The organism is Ruegeria sp. HKCCE3926, from assembly GCF_017872515.1.
GTDB lineage: Bacteria > Pseudomonadota > Alphaproteobacteria > Rhodobacterales > Rhodobacteraceae > Ruegeria.
Genome location: NZ_JAEDOU010000003.1, coordinates 117,796 through 138,369 on the forward strand (window position 1 = coordinate 117,796; position 20,574 = coordinate 138,369).

Annotated in this window: 22 protein-coding genes; 12 read left to right on the top strand and 10 right to left on the bottom strand. The window is 59.3% G+C overall.

Annotation, left to right across the window (positions count from 1 at the left end):
• Positions 1-23: 23 nt before the first annotated feature.
• Positions 24-1,472 carry an FAD-linked oxidase C-terminal domain-containing protein gene (locus tag I9184_RS10500; RefSeq protein WP_209834229.1) on the bottom strand — a complete coding sequence of 483 codons (1,449 nt, stop codon included), beginning with the start codon at positions 1,470-1,472 and terminating at the stop codon, positions 24-26.
• An 88-nt stretch (positions 1,473-1,560) separates the two neighbouring features.
• Here I9184_RS10500 and I9184_RS10505 point away from each other — a divergent pair, with 88 nt between their 5' ends.
• Together I9184_RS10505 and I9184_RS10510 are read left to right on the top strand one after the other, a co-directional pair.
• The gene (locus I9184_RS10505; RefSeq protein ID WP_171635598.1) at positions 1,561-2,271 is read left to right on the top strand and encodes a DUF599 domain-containing protein; all 711 of its coding nucleotides are present in this window, start codon (positions 1,561-1,563) and stop codon (positions 2,269-2,271) included.
• 35 nt (positions 2,272-2,306) lie between these two features.
• Complete coding sequence (locus I9184_RS10510; RefSeq protein ID WP_171230254.1) at positions 2,307-2,654, top strand: hypothetical protein; 348 nt, start codon at positions 2,307-2,309, stop codon at positions 2,652-2,654.
• Positions 2,655-2,657: 3 nt separating this feature from the next.
• On the opposite strand, the gene I9184_RS10515 is transcribed toward I9184_RS10510, so the two are convergent.
• From I9184_RS10515 to I9184_RS10530, 4 genes are all read right to left on the bottom strand, one after another.
• Positions 2,658-3,143, bottom strand: coding sequence for an NAD(P)H-dependent oxidoreductase (locus I9184_RS10515; RefSeq protein ID WP_171724095.1), 486 nt, complete (start codon positions 3,141-3,143; stop codon positions 2,658-2,660).
• A gap of 1 nt (position 3,144) precedes the next feature.
• Positions 3,145-3,615: a 23S rRNA (pseudouridine(1915)-N(3))-methyltransferase RlmH gene (rlmH, locus tag I9184_RS10520; protein WP_209834231.1), complete on the bottom strand. Its 471-nt coding sequence runs from the start codon at positions 3,613-3,615 to the stop codon at positions 3,145-3,147.
• Between the two features lie 44 nt (positions 3,616-3,659).
• Entirely contained in the window at positions 3,660-4,019 is a 360-nt protein-coding gene (rsfS, locus tag I9184_RS10525; RefSeq protein ID WP_171635591.1) for a ribosome silencing factor, read from the bottom strand.
• A 164-nt stretch (positions 4,020-4,183) separates the two neighbouring features.
• Positions 4,184-5,536: a mechanosensitive ion channel domain-containing protein gene (locus I9184_RS10530; protein ID WP_209834233.1), complete on the bottom strand. Its 1,353-nt coding sequence runs from the start codon at positions 5,534-5,536 to the stop codon at positions 4,184-4,186.
• Positions 5,537-5,651: 115 nt separating this feature from the next.
• Here I9184_RS10530 and I9184_RS10535 point away from each other — a divergent pair, with 115 nt between their 5' ends.
• From I9184_RS10535 to I9184_RS10560, 6 genes are all read left to right on the top strand, one after another.
• The gene (locus tag I9184_RS10535) at positions 5,652-5,747 is read left to right on the top strand and encodes an isopropylmalate isomerase (RefSeq protein WP_224857982.1); all 96 of its coding nucleotides are present in this window, start codon (positions 5,652-5,654) and stop codon (positions 5,745-5,747) included.
• A 43-nt stretch (positions 5,748-5,790) separates the two neighbouring features.
• Positions 5,791-7,194 carry a 3-isopropylmalate dehydratase large subunit gene (gene leuC / locus I9184_RS10540; RefSeq protein WP_209834235.1) on the top strand — a complete coding sequence of 468 codons (1,404 nt, stop codon included), beginning with the start codon at positions 5,791-5,793 and terminating at the stop codon, positions 7,192-7,194.
• Positions 7,195-7,231: 37 nt separating this feature from the next.
• The gene (locus I9184_RS10545; RefSeq protein ID WP_171635581.1) at positions 7,232-7,774 is read left to right on the top strand and encodes a DUF308 domain-containing protein; all 543 of its coding nucleotides are present in this window, start codon (positions 7,232-7,234) and stop codon (positions 7,772-7,774) included.
• A gap of 41 nt (positions 7,775-7,815) precedes the next feature.
• Positions 7,816-8,421, top strand: coding sequence for a 3-isopropylmalate dehydratase small subunit (gene leuD / locus I9184_RS10550; protein ID WP_171635578.1), 606 nt, complete (start codon positions 7,816-7,818; stop codon positions 8,419-8,421).
• A 331-nt stretch (positions 8,422-8,752) separates the two neighbouring features.
• Positions 8,753-9,583, top strand: a complete 831-nt coding sequence (locus tag I9184_RS10555) for a hypothetical protein (protein ID WP_171635576.1) — start codon at positions 8,753-8,755, stop codon at positions 9,581-9,583.
• Complete coding sequence (locus tag I9184_RS10560; protein ID WP_209834237.1) at positions 9,580-10,608, top strand: endonuclease/exonuclease/phosphatase family protein; 1,029 nt, start codon at positions 9,580-9,582, stop codon at positions 10,606-10,608. The genes I9184_RS10555 and I9184_RS10560 overlap by 4 nt, the downstream gene beginning before the upstream one ends.
• Here the strand turns inward: I9184_RS10560 and I9184_RS10565 are convergent.
• The gene (locus I9184_RS10565) at positions 10,600-11,508 is read right to left on the bottom strand and encodes a sugar nucleotide-binding protein (protein WP_209834239.1); all 909 of its coding nucleotides are present in this window, start codon (positions 11,506-11,508) and stop codon (positions 10,600-10,602) included. The two genes, I9184_RS10560 and I9184_RS10565, sit on opposite strands and share 9 nt — an antisense overlap.
• Positions 11,509-11,592: 84 nt before the next feature.
• On the opposite strand from I9184_RS10565, the gene I9184_RS10570 reads away from it, so the two are divergent.
• A complete protein-coding gene (locus I9184_RS10570; RefSeq protein ID WP_209834241.1) occupies positions 11,593-12,486 on the top strand; it encodes a LysR family transcriptional regulator in 894 nt (297 codons plus the stop codon).
• Positions 12,487-12,489: 3 nt separating this feature from the next.
• On the opposite strand, the gene I9184_RS10575 is transcribed toward I9184_RS10570, so the two are convergent.
• Positions 12,490-13,017: a redoxin domain-containing protein gene (locus tag I9184_RS10575; protein ID WP_209834243.1), complete on the bottom strand. Its 528-nt coding sequence runs from the start codon at positions 13,015-13,017 to the stop codon at positions 12,490-12,492.
• A gap of 91 nt (positions 13,018-13,108) precedes the next feature.
• Here I9184_RS10575 and leuB point away from each other — a divergent pair, with 91 nt between their 5' ends.
• On the top strand, positions 13,109-14,212 hold the full coding sequence (leuB, locus tag I9184_RS10580; protein WP_171635566.1) for a 3-isopropylmalate dehydrogenase: 1,104 nt from the start codon (positions 13,109-13,111) through the stop codon (positions 14,210-14,212).
• A 59-nt stretch (positions 14,213-14,271) separates the two neighbouring features.
• Here leuB and I9184_RS10585 read toward each other — a convergent pair whose 3' ends face one another.
• Positions 14,272-16,449, bottom strand: a complete 2,178-nt coding sequence (locus tag I9184_RS10585; protein WP_171724088.1) for a PBP1A family penicillin-binding protein — start codon at positions 16,447-16,449, stop codon at positions 14,272-14,274.
• A 258-nt stretch (positions 16,450-16,707) separates the two neighbouring features.
• On the opposite strand from I9184_RS10585, the gene I9184_RS10590 reads away from it, so the two are divergent.
• Positions 16,708-17,046 (top strand): P-II family nitrogen regulator, encoded by a 339-nt coding sequence (locus I9184_RS10590; protein WP_152459713.1) that lies wholly within the window; start codon positions 16,708-16,710, stop codon positions 17,044-17,046.
• Positions 17,047-17,080: 34 nt separating this feature from the next.
• Positions 17,081-18,409, top strand: coding sequence for an ammonium transporter (amt, locus tag I9184_RS10595; RefSeq protein WP_209834245.1), 1,329 nt, complete (start codon positions 17,081-17,083; stop codon positions 18,407-18,409).
• Positions 18,410-18,479: 70 nt separating this feature from the next.
• Here the strand turns inward: amt and I9184_RS10600 are convergent, their stop codons facing one another.
• Both I9184_RS10600 and sseA read right to left on the bottom strand, forming a co-directional pair.
• The gene (locus tag I9184_RS10600) at positions 18,480-19,664 is read right to left on the bottom strand and encodes an amino acid aminotransferase (RefSeq protein ID WP_209834247.1); all 1,185 of its coding nucleotides are present in this window, start codon (positions 19,662-19,664) and stop codon (positions 18,480-18,482) included.
• The gene (gene sseA / locus I9184_RS10605; protein WP_171635557.1) at positions 19,664-20,518 is read right to left on the bottom strand and encodes a 3-mercaptopyruvate sulfurtransferase; all 855 of its coding nucleotides are present in this window, start codon (positions 20,516-20,518) and stop codon (positions 19,664-19,666) included. Before sseA ends, I9184_RS10600 begins: the two co-directional genes overlap by 1 nt.
• Between the last annotated feature and the right edge of the window lie 56 nt (positions 20,519-20,574).

Consider the following 20,574-nt stretch of genomic DNA (forward strand, 5'->3'; position numbering starts at 1 on the left):
GCAAAATCCGTTATTAGAGCCTGTTACTCGGCAGCAATCTGCGCGTGGCGACGGGTTTCCGAAACGTTCAGTGGAAACACCTTGGCAGGGTTCAGCAGCCATTTGGGGTCAAAAACGTCCTTGACCGCCATCTGCGCCTCAAGATCGGCAGGCGCATATTGATGCGACATGAGATCCCTCTTCTCGATACCCACGCCGTGCTCACCGGTCAGACAACCGCCTTCGTCCACGCATAATTTCAGAATTTCGGCCCCGAATGCCTCGCATTTTTCCAGATCACCCGGTTTGTTGGCATCGAAAAGGATCAGCGGATGCATGTTCCCATCCCCTGCGTGAAATACGTTGCCAACAGGCAGACCGAATTCTTCACTCAACTCGCCGATACGGCGCAGCACCGTCGGCAGGGCCGACACCGGGATCGTACCGTCAAGGCACATATAGTCGTTCAACTGCCCCATGGCGCCGAATGCGGATTTCCGACCAAGCCATATTTTTGCACTTTCTTCGGCTGACTGGCTTTCTCGCAGTTCGACCGGGTTGTGTCGTTTGGCGATCTCGATGATTTTCGCCAATTGATGGTCAATTTCGGCTTCAGACCCTTCCACTTCGACAATCAACAGCGCATGGCAATCGGGGTATCCAGCGTGCGCAAAGTTTTCGCAGGCTTTTATGCACAGCGTGTCCATGAACTCGATCGCGACCGGCAGAATGCCCGATTTGATAATGTCAGAAACACACTGACCCGCGACTTCGTTGTCGTCGAACCCCATCAGAACCGGCCGCGCGCCTTCGGGTTTGCGCAGAATGCGCAGTGTTGCTTCGGTCACCACGCCCAGCTGACCTTCCGAGCCGCAAATGACGCCCAACAAGTCCAGACCGGGTGCATCCAGATGCGCGCCGCCGATCTCGACAACACTGCCATCCATCATCACCATGGTCACGCCCAGAAGGTTGTTCGTTGTCACGCCATATTTCAGGCAATGGGCGCCACCTGAATTCATCGCGATATTGCCGGCAATGGCACAGGCCAGTTGCGAGGAAGGATCAGGCGCATAAAAGAAGTCTTCTTCCTCGACCGCGTCGGTCACGCTCAGATTGGTGCGGCCCGTCTGCACCCTGATGAAACGGTTGTCATAGTCCGTTTCCAGAACCTCATTCATCCGCGCAACGCCCAGAATGACGCAATCAGCAGTTGGCAATGCCCCGCCGGCCAGCGACGTACCCGCACCGCGCGGCACGACCGGCACGCCTTCTTCATGGCAAATGCGCAAAACATCCGAGACTTCCTGCGTGCTCGACGGCAGCACGGCCAGCATCGGCGGGCATTTGTAAGCCGTCAGGGCATCGCACTCATAGGCTCGGGTTTCAGCCGGATCATGGATAATTGCCGTATCTGGCAGAACCCGCGACAGCCGCGAAACGATCGTGCTTTTCCGGTTCAGTACGTCCGGGCTTGGCTTTGGCATTTCCATGGCATCCCTCCCCTTCCTCTCTTTGGTAAAATAATATTACCAATTTACCACTCTGGCAAGTTGCGATGTCCGGTCTTACTGTCGCGCCATGACCTGGATCGAACGTGCCGCCCTGTTTTCCCTTCTGGATTATGCTGCCATGGCGATATTGCTGGGTGCGTGGCTATGGATCGGATGGAAGATCGAACACCCGTCACCACAGAAACCGTCCGTCGCCCTTGTGATGGATGGCTACCGCCGCGACTGGATGCACGAGATGGTGACGCGCCAGCCACGGATGTTCGATGCGCAGGTCGTGGCTGCCATGCGGCAAGGCAGCACCTTTTTCGCCTCAACCACGATGATTGCCATCGGGGGCGGTCTGGCCCTGTTGGGCAATACCGAGCGATTGGCCGGGGTGGCGACGGATCTTGCCATCGGCAGCGCACCGGCGATGGTCTGGGAAATCAAGATACTTGTGGTTGTCCTGCTGCTGGCCAATGCTTTTCTGAAATACGTCTGGGCACATCGCCTTTTTGGGTATTGCGCCGTTTTGATGGCCTCGGTTCCAAACGATCCTGAAGACCCAAACGCCTATCCTCGGGCCGGTCAGGCGGCCGAGATCTGCGTGACCGCTGCCCGAAGCTTCAACCGCGGTCTCCGCGCCACATATTTCGCCCTTGCTTCGCTGGCGTGGTTTCTCGGGCCGATGGCATTGGTGTTGGGCACAATGATCACATTCGGTGTCCTGTATCGCCGCGAATTTGCATCGCATTCCCGCGCGATCCTCATGGCCCAAACGTCGAACACAGAGACGTGATCCCCAAGCGCGACATTAAACCCTAGGTTCGAACCATGCGATATGTGATTCTCAGCGCCCTTCTGGCTGCACCTGCCCTTGCCGACCCGCCGACAATCGAACAGGTCCGCGCCAGTGCCACCGGTGACACATGGCGGTTCGATGTGACGATCCGGCATCCCGATACAGGGTGGGATCATTACGCCGACGGCTGGCGCGTTTTGGACATGGACGGGAATGAACTGGGAATGCGGGTGCTGCACCACCCGCACGAGACAGAACAACCCTTTACCCGCTCGCTTGGTGGCGTGGTGATTCCGGAAAACGTGTCACAGGTGCAGATTCAGGCCCGGTGCAATGTGGATGGCTGGAACGAAGACACGACATTGGTCGAACTGAACTGACCTTCAGAAAATCCCCATGGCCAGGCCCGCACCCAGCGCGGCGCCGATCTCGCGACACCGATCCAGCTGATCTTCAGGAATGGTTTTCCGGGCCAGAATGGCCTCGGGCGTTTGCGCATGCGTGCAGACAATCAGCGGCGACTGGACCTTTTTCAACCGCCAGCCAGTGGCGATCCGTGCGATCTGGCGGGCTGCATTCTCTCCGTCTGATCCGGCGCAAATCATCTGCGCATATGGACGACCTTCGATCTGTCCCAGAACCGGATAATAGCAGCGATCGAAGAATTCCTTCATCAAGCCCGAGATCGCCGCCAGATTCTCTGGCGCGCAGAAAATGTAGCCGTCGGCGGCCAGCACATCCTCCGGCCCCGCTTGATCCGCAGGCACAAGTTCAACCTCGGTCTCAGCCCGCGCCGATTCAGCCGCCGCTTCGGCCATCTGCCGGGCACCACCTGTGCGCGAATGGTAAACGATCAGAAGCTGCGCCATGTCAGACCCGGTGATAGGGGCCACCAGACAGAATGGTCGCGGCCCGATACAGTTGCTCGGCCAGCATCACACGGACCAGCATATGAGGCCAGACCATCGACCCGAACGAGAGGGAAAAGTCGGCTTCCGTCCGCAAAGCAGGGTCTATTCCGTCCGCTCCGCCGATGATCAGCGCCAGATCCTGCCGCCCGGCATCGCGCCAACTACCCAGTTTCTTGGCAAAATCGGGCGAGGACATCACGCACCCACGTTCGTCCAGCGTACAGATCACCGCGCCCTTGGGCAGCGCCTTGCGCAGCAACGCGGCTTCGGCCCCCATGCCTGCGTTTTTCTTGTCCTCGACCTCGATCACCCGCGCGGGACCAAGGCCCAGCGCACGTCCGGTCCGGTCAAAGCGGGTCAGGTAATCATCAAGCAGGGACTTCTCCGGTCCGGCGCGCAATCGCCCGACCGCAACTATGCTGATACGCATATCTCTCTCGCCTCCGGCCCTTTAATACGGGCCGGGATGGCGCCTCAGTTCGCCGAGGCGCTGCCGCCCTGAGGCAGCCACATCTTTTCCAGCTGGTAGAATTCGCGCACTTCGGGGCGGAAGATATGGACGATCACGTCGCCCGTATCGATCAGCACCCAATCGCCGGCATCCTTGCCTTCGACCTTCGAGGAGAAACCGAATTCCTGCTTGATGCGATCCGTCAGCTTTTCCGCCATGGCCGAGACCTGACGGGTCGACCGACCCGAAGCAATGACCATGTGATCCGCGACAGACGACTTGCCTTGCAGGTTGATCTGCACGACGTCTTCGGCCTTGTCATCGGAAAGTGAGGAAAGGATACGCTCAAGCAGCTTGTCGCTGATTGACTGAGAGTGGGCCATTACACGGGACCCGTCTTCGGCGGGCAAACCCGCCTGTGTATGTAGAGACAGGACATAGTCCTCCTTTGCTGCGCGCCGTGAAACCCCGGCGCCAGGGTACTAATAAGGTAGCAAGGGGAATGCAACATTTCAATGAAAGCGCGTCTGGCCCCGCGCAGGGGTGATCACTCTTCTGCGATTTGTTGCATGTTTGCGTTTTCCGACAAAAGCCGAACCTCGCGCTGCGGGAAGGGGATCGAGATGCCTTCGTCCTGAAACGCATCCCACAGCGCAAGATAGACATTTCCCCTGATATTGGTCAGCCCTTTGGTCGGATCGCTGATCCAGAACCGCAGAACGTAATCCACGCTGCTGTCGCCAAAACCGGTGATATGGCATACCGGTTCATGTTTTCCGCCACTCAATACGCGGGTCACTGCCTTTACAGCCCGGATCGCCGTTGCCCGCACTTTGTGGGGGTCATCCTCATAGCTGGTGCCGAAATCCAGATCCAACCGCACGAATTTGTCGGAATGCGACCAGTTCACCACCTGGTTGGTAATCAGGTCCTCGTTCGGGATCAGGTATTCCCGCCCGTCCCGCGTGACAACCGAGACATAGCGTGCGCCCAGCGCATTGATCCAACCAAACGTATCGCCCAGCGAGATCACATCGCCTGGCTTGATCGACCGATCCATCAGGATGATGATCCCCGATATGAGGTTTGACACCACTTTTTGCAGGCCAAACCCGATGCCGACGCCGATTGCGCCCGACAGCAGCGCAATGCCGGTCAGATCGAAGCCCAGCGTGCGGATCGCAGCCAGAAAGACCGCGCCGTACAGCAGCACCTGAATTCCCTTGGCCAACAACACCTGCATGGATGGGGTGATGTCGTCATTGCTCTGCAATCCACGCTCGGCCGCGCGGGTGCCGATGCGGGCCAGCGTCAACAGGACCCCGATCAGCAGGATGGCCTTGAGAATGCCCAGCAAGGAAATATGCAGGTCACCGACGGAAATCGCGACCCCATCAAGGAATTTGGCCACGTCATCCGTCAGATTCAAAGCAACAAGCGTTGCATAGACCCACATTGCCCACTTGAATATCCGTCGCAGCGTCCGGTTGCGGACAAGCCTCGCGACCAGTGCAATCGCCAGCCACGCAGTTGCCAGAGTTGCAATGATCCCAATGAGATAACTGCGCGACGGCCAGGTGGCATGCTGCATAACCTGATACAAGAGCCAGGACAGCAGCACGAAATAGACCAGTGTCAGCCGCTGCATCAGCTGTACCATGGTGCGAAGCCGCCATTTCGGCCATCCGGTGCGTGCGCGTGTCCAGGCATCCCATCGTGGCTGTGTCAGAACTTTCAGAAGGAAAGCCAGCGCCCAAAGGAAAAGGATGATGACCAACTGATACTGCCGCCAGCCCGGCGTAACCACCAACTCGACCAGTTCTTGAAGCTCGGAAGAGAACCCCGCGACCATGTTGTTGTAAAGGTCTGTCAGCGAGCTGGGGATCAGGTCTTGGTTCATACGCGCCTCCTGGACGGCAGCTTGGACAGCAATGCCAGGCGATGCAAGCCTGACACCGGTTTTGAACCTTGATTGCAGCAAAGGCGCGGTATATCTGAACCGCATGAGACTCAATGTGGCCCAAGAACAGAATCTGGAAGACCGCGCGCGTCTGCGCGAACGGTTCTTTGGGGCTGCCCGCACGGTCCTGGCGCGCCTACCCGTCGCCTGAGCCAACTCGCCAGCTATTTCTCATTACATACGGGAGAGGACACATGTCCCCCAAAACACTCTATGACAAGATCTGGGATGCCCATGTCGCGCACGAAGCCGATGATGGCACCTGCCTGCTGTATATCGACCGCCATCTGGTCCACGAGGTCACCAGCCCGCAGGCGTTCGAAGGCCTGCGCATGGCGGGCCGCAAGGTGCGCGCGCCGGAAAAGACCATTGCCGTGCCGGACCACAACGTTCCGACCACACCTGACCGGGTGAACGGTATTGAAAACCCGGAATCGCGCATTCAGGTCGAAGCGCTGGACAAGAACGCCCGGGACTTCGGCATTCACTATTACCCGGTAAATGACGTCCGTCAGGGCATCGTGCACATCGTCGGCCCCGAACAAGGCTGGACCCTGCCGGGCATGACCGTCGTCTGCGGCGACAGCCATACCGCCACCCATGGCGCATTCGGCGCATTGGCCCACGGCATCGGCACGTCCGAGGTCGAACACGTGCTGGCCACGCAGACCCTGATCCAGAAGAAATCCAAGAACATGAAGGTGGAAATCACCGGCAAATTGCAGCCGGGCGTGACCGCCAAGGACATCACCTTGGCCGTGATCGGCGAAACCGGCACCGCCGGCGGCACCGGCTATGTCATCGAGTATTGCGGTGAAGCCATACGCAACCTGTCGATGGAAGGCCGCATGACCGTCTGCAACATGGCCATCGAAGGTGGCGCACGCGCAGGGCTGATTGCACCGGATGAGACCACGTTCGAATATGTCAAAGGCCGTCCGCATGCGCCGAAAGGTGCGCAGTGGGAAGCCGCGATGAATTGGTGGAAAACACTCTACACCGACGAAGGCGCGCATTTCGACAAGGTTGTCACGATTCGTGGCGAAGACATCGCGCCTGTCGTCACCTGGGGCACCAGCCCCGAGGATGTTCTGCCGATCACGGCAACCGTGCCGCACCCCGAGGATTTCGAAGGCGGCAAGGTCGAAGCGGCCCGCAGGTCAATCGAGTATATGGGTCTCAAAGCCGGTCAGAAGCTGACCGATGTCGAGATTGACACCGTCTTTATCGGGTCCTGCACCAACGGACGTATCGAAGACCTGCGTGCCGCGGCCGAGATCCTTAAAGGCAAGAAGATCAAGGACGGGATGCGCGCGATGGTGGTGCCGGGTTCGGGGCTGGTCCGCGCTCAGGCCGAAGAAGAAGGCCTGGCCGACATCTTCAAAGAGGCCGGGTTCGAATGGCGTCTGGCAGGCTGTTCGATGTGCCTGGCGATGAACCCCGACCAGTTGCAACCGGGCGAACGCTGTGCCGCAACCTCGAACCGCAACTTCGAAGGCCGTCAGGGCCGGGGCGGGCGCACACATCTGCTGAGCCCGGCAATGGCTGCCGCAGCGGCAATCACGGGACGGCTGACAGACGTCCGTGAATTGTTGTAAGGTGCCCTCATATCTAGATATTTGAGGGATTGAACAAATGAGTGACTGGGTCAAATGGCTATTGCTTGGACTTCTGTCCATAGTGTTCGGCATCTTTGTGCTGGGCGCACCGGTCGTGGCATCAATCACCGTGACGGTGGTCACAGGTGTATTGCTGCTGATTTCAGGCGCGTTACAGGTTGTTGGCGGCTTCACCGTCGATGGGGCCGGCAACAAGATACTGTCACTTATCATGGGTGTCGTGATGCTGTTTCTGGGCTGGTCCTTTCTGGATCACCCACTGCAAGGAACGCTGACACTGGCAACTGTCTGCCTGATCCTGTTCATGGCTGGCGGCATTGCCCGCGTGATCCTGTCGTTCCAGATGCGCGGAACGCAATATTTCTGGGCGACGCTGGTCTCGGGCATCATGTCGATTGTACTGGCGATCCTGATCTGGCGCTTTGCCGCAATGGACCCTTCGGTGCTGCTGCAATTGCTGGGCATCCTGCTGGGGATCGAGATGATCTTTAACGGGCTCGGCCTTGTCTTCATGGCGTTCTTCGTCAAGGACGCACCAAAAGAAACGAAACAAGCTTAACGCGGGGCCTGGGCGCGGCCCTCTCCCGCAGGAGTGTGAACATGGATAAGTTTGAAAAAGTCCACGGGGTGGCCGCCCCGATGCCATTGATCAATATCGACACCGATATGATCATTCCCAAAGTGCATTTGAAAACCATCAAACGGTCCGGCCTCGGCGTCGTGCTGTTTGACGAAATGCGTTATCATGATGACGGGCGCGAGAACGAAGAGTTCGTCCTGAACAAACCCGCCTATCGCGAGGCCGAAATTCTGGTCGCCGGAGACAATTTCGGCTGCGGCTCGTCGCGCGAACACGCACCCTGGGCGATCAAGGATTTCGGCATCAAGGTTGTGATCTCGACCAGCTTTGCCGACATCTTCTTCAACAACTGCTTCAAGAACGGCATCCTGCCGATCGTGGTCGAAGAAGAGCATCACGCGATCCTGATGGAAGACGCGCATAAAGGCGAGAATGCCCGCATGACGGTACATCTGGAAGATCAGCAGATCACCACTTCGGATGGTGTCGTGATCGAGTTTGATATTGACCCGCATCGCAAACACTGCCTGCTGAACGGTCTGGACGATATTGGCCTGACGATGGAGAAAGATCACCACATCGACAAGTTTGAGGAACACGCCAGCCAGGCCCGCCCCTGGGTGTAAGGCCCAAGCGATTCTTTGAACACTCAACCTAACGGGGTCGCCAATGCGGCCCCGTTCTCATTCTTGGGGTTGATTTTCGCAAAACCACAACATCTTGGTCTCATATTGAGATACACGTCGGATTTGCGTCGAAAATGATGCAATCCCGCACCAGTTGCGCCATCATTTTGCCCGAAATCACGTGTTTTCTGCACCCTGTCTTGAGCGAAATGCCGCTTATCGTCCATGTTGGCGCTAAAGAGGCATCCGTCAAAAACTCGAGACGATGGGCACAAGTTGGAATGTAAGTCGGCGAAGATCGACTTATCCGGTTTGAAAAAGGGTTCGGATAGTGATTGCGCGCACAACAGGGGCGGCGATACGCGGAATACTTGTGGCACTGATGGTGCTGACACCCGCGTTGTACCTGCCTGTATCCTCGACGAACGGGACCGAGATTCTGGTCTTTCTCGCGATTCTCGCGTTCATCCTGACATTCGCCGAGTACAATTCTGCTTTTCCCAGTTTTATTGAATTTCGCGATGCGCCGCCGGTGAACCGTCTGCGGTTTGTCGGGCTGATGTCGATGGTCACCTTTCTGACACTGGTTTGCAAAAACACCTATGAGCCGACTGAACTGACCGCGTTCGCCTACACCGCAGGTCTGGCCGTCGCGAATGTTGCGGACTTTCCCTATTCCCCGGTTCGGTTGATCGTGCTGATGCTACCCTTGGATGCCGGTCAGCCGTTGATCGAATTGGTTCGGATCGCAGCCAGTGTGGCCTATGTTGCCGCCTTGGTCACCGTCGCCAGCTTTGCCTATGCGGTCAAAGTGCGCGGCTGGCCCACGGGCAATGGCGCCTTCAACGTATGGACCAATCTGCCGTTGTTTGATCCCACCAAGGGCGGCGATGTTGTCACCCGCCTGCAACGTGATGGTCGCCTGAATATCTGCATTGGCGTTCTGCTCCCCTTCCTCATTCCGGCTGTCATCAAGCTCATGAGCAGCGTCGTTGCCCCGATCTCGCTGAGCAATCCGCAAACATTGATCTGGACCATGTGCGCCTGGGCCTTCCTGCCCGCCAGCATGATCATGCGCGGCATGGCGACGCTTCGCATCGCGGGTCTGATCGTGGAAAAGCGCCGCGCCTATTCGACAAACGAGACAACGCAAGCCGCATGATCCGTGCCCTTGCTCTGCTGCTGTTGCCTTTCTCGGCACAGGCAGAGGTTTATCGCATCGCCACCTACAACACTGAACTCAGCAGAAACGGCCCCGGCCTGCTGCTGCGCGACATCCAGCGGGATGATGCGCAGGTTGAAGCCGTTGTCGAGGTCATTGCTGCGGCGCGGCCTGATGTCATTGCCCTGCAAGGCATCGACTGGGATCTGGACGGCGCGGCCCTGAGCGCCCTGTCCGAGAAACTGCGCGAGGCGGGCCTGGATTTCCCCTATCACTTTTCCGCCCAACCAAATGCTGGGTTGGAAACGCCGCTGGATCTGGACGGAGATGGCCAAACGCAAGGCCCCGGCGACGCGCAGGGCTGGGGGAAGTTCACCGGCCACGGAGGGGTGGCGGTGTTGTCCCGTTTCGAAATCATGACCGAAGACGTTCAGGATTACACCAATCTGCGGTGGAAAGACCTGCCTGAGGCTGATTTGCCATTCAGGGATGGGCTCCCCTTCCCGTCTGAAGCTGCGCACGACATTCAGCGCCTGTCCTCGACCGTGCATTGGGTGCTTCCGATCGAAACCCCGCAGGGGCGATTTAGCCTGATGACCTTTCACGCTGCCCCACCGGTTTTTGACGGACCCGAGGATCGCAACGGTCTGCGCAACAGGGACGAGATTCGCCTGTGGTCGGTTTTGCTGAATGGCGGCCTGGGGCCAGTTCCTCAAGGCCCCTTCGTGATGGCCGCGGACGCCAATCTCGACCCGACCCGCGGAGAAGGCCACAAGCAGGCCATTCGCGCGCTTTTGGCCGATCCCCATGTGCAGGATCCGATGCCAAAGGACCCATCGGGTTCATCAGCAACGGTCGAATGGAAAGCCACCGGGGAAATGCGCGTTGACTATGTGTTGCCGTCCAGTGATCTGCAAATCTCGGAAACCGGCATTGTCTGGCCCGTGGAAGGTGACACGCTGTACGACAGTGCCCGACGCGCCAGCAGGCATCGACTGGTCTGGGTTGACATAATCCTACCCTAGAACCTCGCCCCTGTTCCCGGCCGTCGCCGATGAAACGGCACGTTGGGACGAAATGGCGGAACGCAAGGCATCCTCCAGCTTCGTTTCAGAAAACGAGGTCAGCAATTCTTTCATATAACCGCCATCCAATTGATGCGGCACGTGCCAGAGGTACCGCATCTCGATCAAATGAGGGGCCATGCGCCAGAATGGGCGGGCCAATTGCAGAGGCCACCATTTCATACGCCGCACTGTAAACGGCCGGCCGGTGACTTGCGAAAGCGATTGAGCGATCTGCGTCCCGGTCAAAGTGTACCCTTCAAATGGAACATCGCAGAAACGGGGAAGGTCTTGCCGCATCTCAGCCAGCGCGACGGCGGCGCGGGCCAGATCAGGCAGAAAGGCCCAAGCGTGCGGTGCGTCCGGATCACCGGGATAAACGAACTGACCGCGCGAAAGACGCTTGATCATGACCTGATCGAACCAGTTTCCGGATGCATTGGTGTCGATGAAATCCCCGGCGCGCAAAAGGATGGTGCGCACGGTTGACGCGCGATAGGCCTCTTCCATCTCGATCCGAACCCGGCCCAAAGGGTTGGTGGTTCGATGCGGCGTCCCGCCCGACCATGGGCCCGGCGTATTCCCACCAAATACGTAGACATTGCCCGGTACGATCACGGTCGCCCCCGTATCTGAGGCCGCATCTATCACCCGTTTGGTCAGTACCGGCACATCGCGTGCCCAATCGGGATAGGGCGGATTCCATCCGTTCACGATGACGTCCACGCCGCGCGCCGCCTGTGACAGCGAATCAGACCTGCGGTCAAATTCCGTCACATCCCAGCCCGCGCGCCTGAACGCCAGGGCTGCGTTGCGTCCAAAACGACCTGTTGCGCCCAGTACCAGTGCAGATTGTGCCATGTTTGCCTCCTGTCTGAGGTCAATCTACCCATTCACTTCGCGCAAGGAATTGCCGCAATTCGCAGAACGTGTATTCATTTCTGAATGGACAAAGCTCTGACACATGCAGATTGGTCTCTGATTCAATGCTTTCTGGCCGTGGCCGAGACGGGATCGTTGTCCGCCGCCGCACGACATCTCAATCGCAGCCAACCCACTTTGGGGCGGCAGGTCCAAAACCTCGAGGACGAACTGGGTGTCTCTCTTTTCGATCGCCACGCGCGTGGTCTGAAGCTCAGCGAAGCCGGCTTACAGCTTTTGCCGATGGCCCAGCAGATGCACAGCGCCATGACCGCGTTCAGTCTTGCCGCCGCGGGGCAATCGCAACAGCTTGAAGGTTCGGTGCGCATCACCGCATCTGTCTTTGCCTCGCATCACCTGCTGCCACCGATACTGGCGTCCATCCGCAGGCAAGAGCCCACGATCCAGCTTGAACTGGTGGCCACTGACACCACCGAGAATCTGCTTTATCGCGAGGCGGATATCGCCGTGCGGATGTATCGCCCTGCGCAGGTGGATCTCATTTCCCGCTATCTCGGGGATGTGCCGCTGTGTTTTTGTGCGGCAAAGTCCTATCTGGACCGGAAGGGGCGCCCCAAGACACCCGAAGAACTGTTTATGCATGATCTGGTAGGGTTTGACGCGAACCAGGAGATCATCAAAGCCATGCGTGAAAAGGGGTGGCCAGCAAGCCGCGACAGTTTTGCCACCCGCTGTGACCTGCAAAGCGCCTATTGGGAACTGATCCGGGCGGGCTGTGGCATAGGCTTCAGCCAGGTACAGGTTGCCAAAGCCGACCCCGACGTGGAAATCCTGCCGCTGGATGTGGACATCCCGATTCTACCCGTGTGGCTGGCCGCACCTCAGGCCATGCGCCAAACCCCGCGCATCCGCAGAGTCTGGGATTTGTTGGCAGAAGGGCTCAAAGCCGCTCTTTGAGGGTCAAAGCGGGCCGGTATAAGTTCCGCGCGCGGGATAGTTGTTGCCCAGTGTGAATTTCAAACCACCCGCAATATCCGACATGGACGGGCGACCGAAAGGCGTGGTCTGTTGCCATGCATAGTACAGCGTCCGGTCGGGTGCGATGTAGAAATGCCCCGGCTCTGCGAACAGGTCCGGTTCGGCGCTGCCTTCGCGCTTGGTCGAGATGTTAAGGCCCCAATCATCCCGCGCAGCGGACAGGGGAAGGCTGTGGCCCACACGCAGGCGCGACGCTCCGGCTTTTTCGGCGGCTTCCGCCGCGCGCTCGGCTGTATCGGTGGTGATCATGATGACCTCGACGCCCAGCGCCGCAAAGTCATCCAGCGCCGCTTCGACCTCGGTCATCTGCTTGATGCAGATCGGGCAATGCAGCCCGCGATATTGAATCACCAGCGTCCCGTGTTCGCCCTTGTCCGCGTCAAGATCGAAGCTGCCATGGGCAACAGATTCGATTTTCAGCGCAGGAACCGGATTTCCAGGTGTCAGCATGTGTTTTCCTTCTGTTTTGGCAGGTTCGTCTCATTGACCCGATGCAACGCAGACGCTAGGCCCTGTGCAACAAAACGCAAGGAGACCCTTCATGTCCAACCCTTCGCTCCTTATCCTGCCCGGAGACGGAATTGGCCCGGAAGTCATGGCCGAAGTGCGCAGAATCATCGATTGGTTCGGCGCCAATCGCGGTCTTCAATTTGACGTGAGCGAGGATCTGGTCGGCGGTGCCGCCTATGATGCCCACGGCAAGCCTCTGTCCGATGAGACGATGGCCAAGGCGCAAGAGGTCGACGCGGTTCTATTGGGCGCTGTCGGCGGCCCAAAATACGACGATCTGGATTTCAGCCTGAAGCCCGAGCGCGGCCTGCTGCGCCTGCGCAAGGAAATGGACTTGTATTCGAACCTGCGCCCGGCCCAGTGCTTTGACGCGCTGGCTGATTTCTCGTCGCTGAAGAAAGACATCGTTGCGGGTCTGGATATCATGATCGTGCGCGAACTGACCTCGGGCGTTTATTTCGGTGAACCACGCGGTATCTTCGAGGAAGGCAATGAACGCGTCGGCATCAACACCCAGCGTTACACCGAATCCGAGATTGAACGCGCCGCGCGTTCGGCCTTTGAACTGGCGATGCGCCGGAACAAAAAGCTGTGCTCGATGGAAAAAGCCAACGTGATGGAATCGGGCATTCTGTGGCGCGAAGTGGTCAACCGCGTTTCCGCTGACTACCCCGAAGTTGAGCTGAGCCATATGTACGCCGACAACGGTGCCATGCAGCTGGTGCGCGCGCCGAAACAGTTCGACGTGATCCTGACCGACAACCTGTTCGGTGACATCCTGTCCGACTGCGCCGCGATGCTGACCGGCTCTCTGGGCATGCTGCCGTCGGCGTCGCTGGGCGCGCCGATGGCCAATGGACGCCCCAAAGCAATGTACGAGCCCGTACACGGGTCTGCCCCCGATATCGCGGGTCAAGGCAAAGCCAACCCGATCGCCTGCATCCTCAGCTTTGCGATGGCTCTGCGCTACAGCTTTGATCAGGGCGAGGAAGCGGATCGGCTGGAAGCTGCGATCGAGAAAGTTCTGGCCGACGGCGTTCGCACCGGCGACCTGCTTGCGGATCAGGGCGTTCAGCCCGTCTCGACCAGCGAAATGGGCGACGCGATCCTTTCAGCGTTGGACGCAAGCGTCTAAGAAACGAAAGAATGAAAAAACAAAAGGCGGTGCCCAGCGCACCGCCTTTTTTTGCCTGCTCAATTCCCGAAGATATTGTTCAACAGGTTGTTTATAGCCCGGTCCAACCCGGTTTGTTTCTTTCGCCGTTGTTGCTGCGGCTGCGCCGTTTGCACCGGAGGTTCCGGCGCCATCATCGGCAACGGGGTGGGCGTCATCCCCTCGGTCACGCGCAGCATGGTTTCTTTCCAGATCTCGGCCGGTAAGCCACCACCGGTCACGCCGGACAAGGGCGTGTTGTCATCATACCCCATCCAGACCCCGGTCACATAATCCGCCGTGAACCCGATGAACCACGCGTCGCGCGCGGCCTGGGTCGTTCCGGTCTTGCCCGCCACCTGCCAGCCGGGCAATTTGGCCCGCCCGCCGGTCCCTTCAGAGACCACGCGCTCCATCATCCAGGTCAGCTGTTTGGCAGCCTTTTCATTGATGACCCTCTCGCCAATACCGGTCGTCGTGACCATGACGGGTGTTTCGTCGCCCAGCAGCTTCAGTTCGGTCAGCCCATAAGGTTCAACCTGCGACCCGCCATTCAGGATGCCTGCATAAGCCCCGGTCATCTCGATCAACGTGCTTTCCGATGCACCAAGCGCCAGCGCAGGCCCCTGTGCCAGGTCGCTGGCAATCCCGAAGCCGCTGGCAACCGTCCGAACATTGTCCAGGCCGGAAATCTCGGCCACTTTCACCGCCGGTATGTTCAGCGAGTTTTTCAGCGCATCCGCCAAGGTCACCCGCCCATAATACTTGTTGGTGTAGTTCTTGGGGCACCACTGGCCTGACCCCGGAATATCGACGCAATAGGGTTCATCCATCACCGTATCCAGCGGCGAATACCCAAGTTCCAGCGCGGTGGCATAGACGAATGGCTTGAACGATGATCCCGTCTGTCGCAACGCCTGCGTCGCCCGGTTGAACGCGCCAGACACGCGTGTCTTGCGCCCACCAACCATCGCGCGCACCGCACCGTCGGCCGACATCACCACAATGGCCGCCTGCGCCTTTGATCCTTCGCGCACTTTTTCCTGAAAGATGAATTTCAGCGCCTCTTCCGCAGAGGTCTGAATGCGCTGATCCAGGGTGGTCCGGATCACCACATCTTCGGTCGTGTTGCGGGTAAAGAACTCGGGCCCGCTGGCCATAACCCAATCCGCAAAATATCCCCCGGCCCGTGCAGCCGCCGCCTCGGACAGTTGGGCTGGGCGGGCCCGCGCTTCGCTGGCCTGCGCGGCGGTCAGATAGCCCTGATCCTCCATCAGACCGATCACAAGGCGGGCCCGGTCCTGCGACCGTTGCAGATTGTTCGTCGGTGCATAACGTGTGGGCGCAACCAACAGCCCGGCCAACATCGCTGCCTCGGCCGGCGAGACTTCGGCGGCGGACTTGCCAAAGTACCGCTGGCTTGCGGCCTCGAACCCGCGCGCGCCTGCACCAAGGAAAGCCCGGTTCAGGTAGATCGTCAGAACCTCATCCTTGGAGTATTTCACCTCCATCGCCATTGCATAAATGGCCTCTTTGGCCTTGCGCAACAGCGATCCCTGTCGGCAATCGGCTTCATAGGCGGCCTCTGATTCCCATTCAGTCGGATCATAAGGCACGCCCAGACACAGCAATTTGGCCGTTTGCTGCGTTATGGTTGACCCGCCATGCCCGGACAACGGGCCGCGCCCTTCGCTCAGGTTGATGCGAACGGCGCTTGCCACACCGCGCGGGCTCACCCCGAAATGGCGATAGAACCGTTTGTCCTCGGTCGCGATGACGGCGTTTTTCAGATGCGGCGACACCGTATCGGCAGTGATCACCCCGCCAAACTGGTCGCCCCGCCAGGCAAACACTTTGCCGTCGCGGTCCAGCAGCGTGACAGACCCGCGCGCACGGCCGTCCAACAAGGCATCCAAGTCCGGCAACGAGGAATAGACGACACCCACCGCCAGGGCGATCAGGATGGCCACGACCGCTCCGACCCGCCAGGTCAGCCCCCAGACCATGCGCCAGACCCAGCGGAAAAAACGACGCAGGATGCCGCCGCCTTTGCCCCCCGATCTCTTGCGCGTCTTTTTGCGCGCAGTTTTGCGTGTGGTGGTTTTGCGAGCCGTCGCCTTCTTGCCCGCCGGGCGCTTGGATGCCGACGGTTTACGACCCTTTGACGGGTACCTTTTGTCCGCAACCAATTTCGGCTTGCGTCGCTTGGACTCAGTCATGCTCAAACTCTGCCCGGGTTTTCTTTTGCGCCACCATACCCCGGTGATCCGAGTATGTAGAGGTCCGAATTTCCGAAAATTCCCCTCACAACACTGCCCGTTATTTAATCAACGCGACCGAATTGTGCAAAAAATGTGCAATCTTCTGCCATTTGGCAGCCCTTTGACCCCCAAGAGCCGTTTCATACCGCGATCCGTCGCGCATTTTTCTGCAGGTGCAAACAAACCGGTTCCACCGGAGAACCAGAGGGGAAAGACGTGAAACTGATCATTGCGACAATCAAGCCGTTCAAGCTGGAGGAGGTGCGCGAGGCACTGACCGAGGCCGGCGTGCGCGGCATGATGGTGACCGAGATCAAGGGCTTCGGCTCGCAATCCGGCCACACCGAAATCTATCGGGGGGCCGAATACGCGGTGAATTTCGTGCCCAAGATCAAGCTGGAAATCGTGGTGCCTGCCGCGATGACCGACCAGATCGTCGAGACCATCACCAAAACCGCCAAGACCGGCAAGATCGGCGACGGCAAGATTTTCGTCCTCGATGTCGAGCAGGCCCTGCGCGTGCGGACCGGGGAAACCAACGAAGAGGCGCTGTAAGGCGCCGAGACCGACAATCATTCGAGGACTGAACATGAACCTGATGAAATCCCTCATCCCTGCCGCCGCGATCGTCGCGCTGCCGCAGATGGGCCTGGCGCAGGAGGCCGCCGCAACCGGCGAAACCGCGCAGCATACACAATACATCCTGACCTCGCTGCTGTTCCTGATGGGCGGCTTTCTGGTGTTCTGGATGGCCGCGGGCTTTGCCATGCTCGAGGCCGGTCTGGTGCGCTCCAAGAACGTGGCCATGCAGCTGGTCAAGAATATGGGTCTGTTTTCCTTTGCAGCCATCATGTACTGGCTGGTGGGCTTCAACCTGATGTATCCGGGCGACGGCTGGACGATCACCGGCATTCTGGGCGCGTTCTCGCCAACGTCACTGGAACCGGTTGGTCTGGAAGGTGTCGAAACCGACCTGTCTTATGCATCCGTCGGTTCGGACTTCTTCTTCCAGCTGATGTTCTGCGCCACCACCGCGTCCATTGTATCGGGCACCATGGCCGAGCGCGTCAAACTGTGGCCCTTCTTCTTTTTCGTGATCGTTCTGACAGGCATCATCTACCCGATCGAAGCGTCCTGGCAGTGGGGTGGCGGCTGGTTGTCCGAGATGGGCTTCAGCGACTTCGCCGGCTCGACCCTGGTGCACGCCGCAGGTGGCTTCGCAGCTCTGGCCGGTGCCATCGTACTGGGCCCGCGCATCGGTAAATACAACAAGGAAGGCAAAGTTGTGCCGATCCCCGGCTCGAACCTGGCGCTGGCAACCCTGGGGACGTTCATCCTGTGGCTGGGTTGGTTCGGCTTCAACGGCGGCTCGCAGTTGGCCATGGGCACGATCGGTGACATGGCCGATATCAGCCGTATCTTCGCCAACACCAACATGGCCGCCGCCGCCGGCGCCGTTGCCGCCCTGATCCTGACGCAGGTGATGTATGGCAAGGTCGACCTGACCATGGTTCTGAACGGCGCGCTGGCCGGGCTGGTCTCGATCACCGCCGAACCGCTGGCGCCGTCGCTGTTTCAGGCGCTGATCATCGGCGGCATCGGCGGCGTGATCGTAGTCTACACCGTGCCGCTGCTGGACAAGATGAAGATTGATGACGTGGTCGGCGCCATCCCGGTTCACCTGATCGCAGGCTTCTGGGGCACCTTCATCGTGGCATGGACCAACGGTGATGCGTCTTTCGTGACCCAGGTCATCGGTTTCGCGGCTATCGGGATCTTCGTCTTCGTAGTCAGCTTCATCCTGTTCTCGATCCTCAAGGCCACCGTCGGCCTGCGGGTTGGCGAGGAAGAAGAGATCAACGGCCTCGACATGGGCGAACTGGGCATGGAAGCCTATCCCGAATTCTCGAAAGGCTGATCCCACTTCCACCCAAACAAAAAAACCCGGGCATTCGTGCCCGGGTTTCTTGTTTGGCAATGCCCGAAAATCAGACGCCGACGTCGACAATCGCCTGCGCAAGGATCGGAACGGTGTTGGCGTTCAGACCGGCGATGTTCAGGCGGCTGTCGCCAACCATGTAGATGCCGTGTTCAACGCGCAGTTTCTCGACCAGTTCAGGGGCCGCACCCAAGCGCGAGAACATGCCGCGGTGCTGGGCGATGAAACCAAAGCGGTCCGAGCCGCTCAGACGCTGGAGTTCGTCGGCCAGTTGGCGACGCAGGCCCAGCATAGACAGGCGCACCTCTTCCAGTTCGGCCATCCAGTCGGCGCGCAGGGCTTCGTCCATCAGGATCGTGGTCACAACACGCGCGCCGTGGTCGGGCGGGAAGGAATAATTCTGGCGGTTCAGGAATGCCAATGTACCCTGGTTCAAAGCGGTCTGCCCGGCATCGGCGCTGATGGCCATCAGCAAACCGGTGCGTTCGCGATACACGCCGAAATTCTTCGAGCATGACGCCGCTATCAGACATTCCTTGACCGAAGACGCGACCAGTCGTGTCGCTTGCGCATCCTCTTCCAGGCCGTCGCCGAAGCCTTGATAGGCGATGTCGATCATCGCAACGAGGCCAAGCGCGTTGATCAGGTTCACGACCTCCTGCCATTGAACCATGTTGAGGTTGGCACCGGTCGGGTTGTGGCAGCAACCGTGCAGCAGAACCACGTCACCCGCTTTTGCGGTCTTCAGGTCTTCGATCATGCCGTCGAAATCGACGCCACGCGTGTCACCATCGAAATAGCGGTATGGAACCGTCTCGATCCCCAGGTAGTTCAGGATCGACAAGTGGTTCGGCCATGTCGGGTTCGACACGAAGACGCGGGCCGACGGGTTGGCCATACGGATCATCTCGAAGGCCTGACGGCAGGCGCCGGTGCCGCCCGGTGTCGCCACGGCGGCGATATTGCCGCGCTCAACCGAGGTGCCGAGGATCAGCCCGATCATCGCATCCGCATAGGCCGGATCGCCGGCCAGCCCGGTATAGGCTTTGGTTTCCTGCTCTTCCCAGACGCGCTGCTCGGCCGCTTTGACGGCGCGCATGACCGGGGTGATGCCTTCCGCGTTTTTGTAGACGCCGACGCCCAGGTCGATCTTCTGATCACGCGGGTCTTCGCGATACATCTGCATCAGCGCCAGGATCTTGTCGGCAGGCTGCGGTTTCAGGTTCTCGAACATCAGGTCTCTCCGGTTGCGACGGGCAGGGTCGGGAAGGCGCCCCATTCAGCCCATGAGCCGTCATAAAGCGAGTGGTCTTTCTTGCCCATGCGTTCAAGCGCAAGGCTGAGGATCGCGGCGGTCACGCCAGACCCGCACGAGGTGATCGCCGGTTTCGACAGATCGACGCCTGCGGCCTCGAATATGGCGCGGCACTCTTCCGGCGACTTCATGGTACCATTGGCGTTCAGCAACTGGCCAAAGGGGACATTGCGTGAACCCGGAATATGCCCCGAGCGCAGACCCTCGCGCGGTTCGGCCTCGGCCCCGGAAAACCGGCTGGCAGAGCGGGCGTCGATGATCTCATGATCACCCAGCTTGGCGGCGGCGGAAACTTGCGTGACGTCCCGGACAAGCTGATTTTGCACCCGGACGGTCATATGACGATCACGGATGACCGGCGGCAGGTCTTCGACCTCGCGCCCTTCCGCCTGCCATTTGGGGAATCCACCATCCAGAACCGCGATGTTTTCCTGCCCCATAAGACGGAACAGCCACCAGACGCGCGCAGCCGACATCAGCCCAGCGCCATCGTAAACCACGACCTGATGACCGTCGCCCACACCCATCGCGCGCAGGCGCGACATGAATTTCTCGACCGGAGGCGCCATATGCGGCAAGTCGGAACGGCGATCTGATATCTCGTCTATGTCAAAGAACCGCGCCCCGGGGATGTGGCCTGCGTCATATTCCGCCCGTGCATCACGATTTTGCGCGGGCAAGTACCACGACCCGTCCAGAATCCGCAGATCCGGATCCTTCATATGCGCGGCCAGCCATTCGGTGGATACGAGGGTTTTTGGATCGTCCTGCATCAAAGCCTCCCCTAAGCGCGCTTGATTTTTCCCTATACCCGGCGGCATAGGGGTTC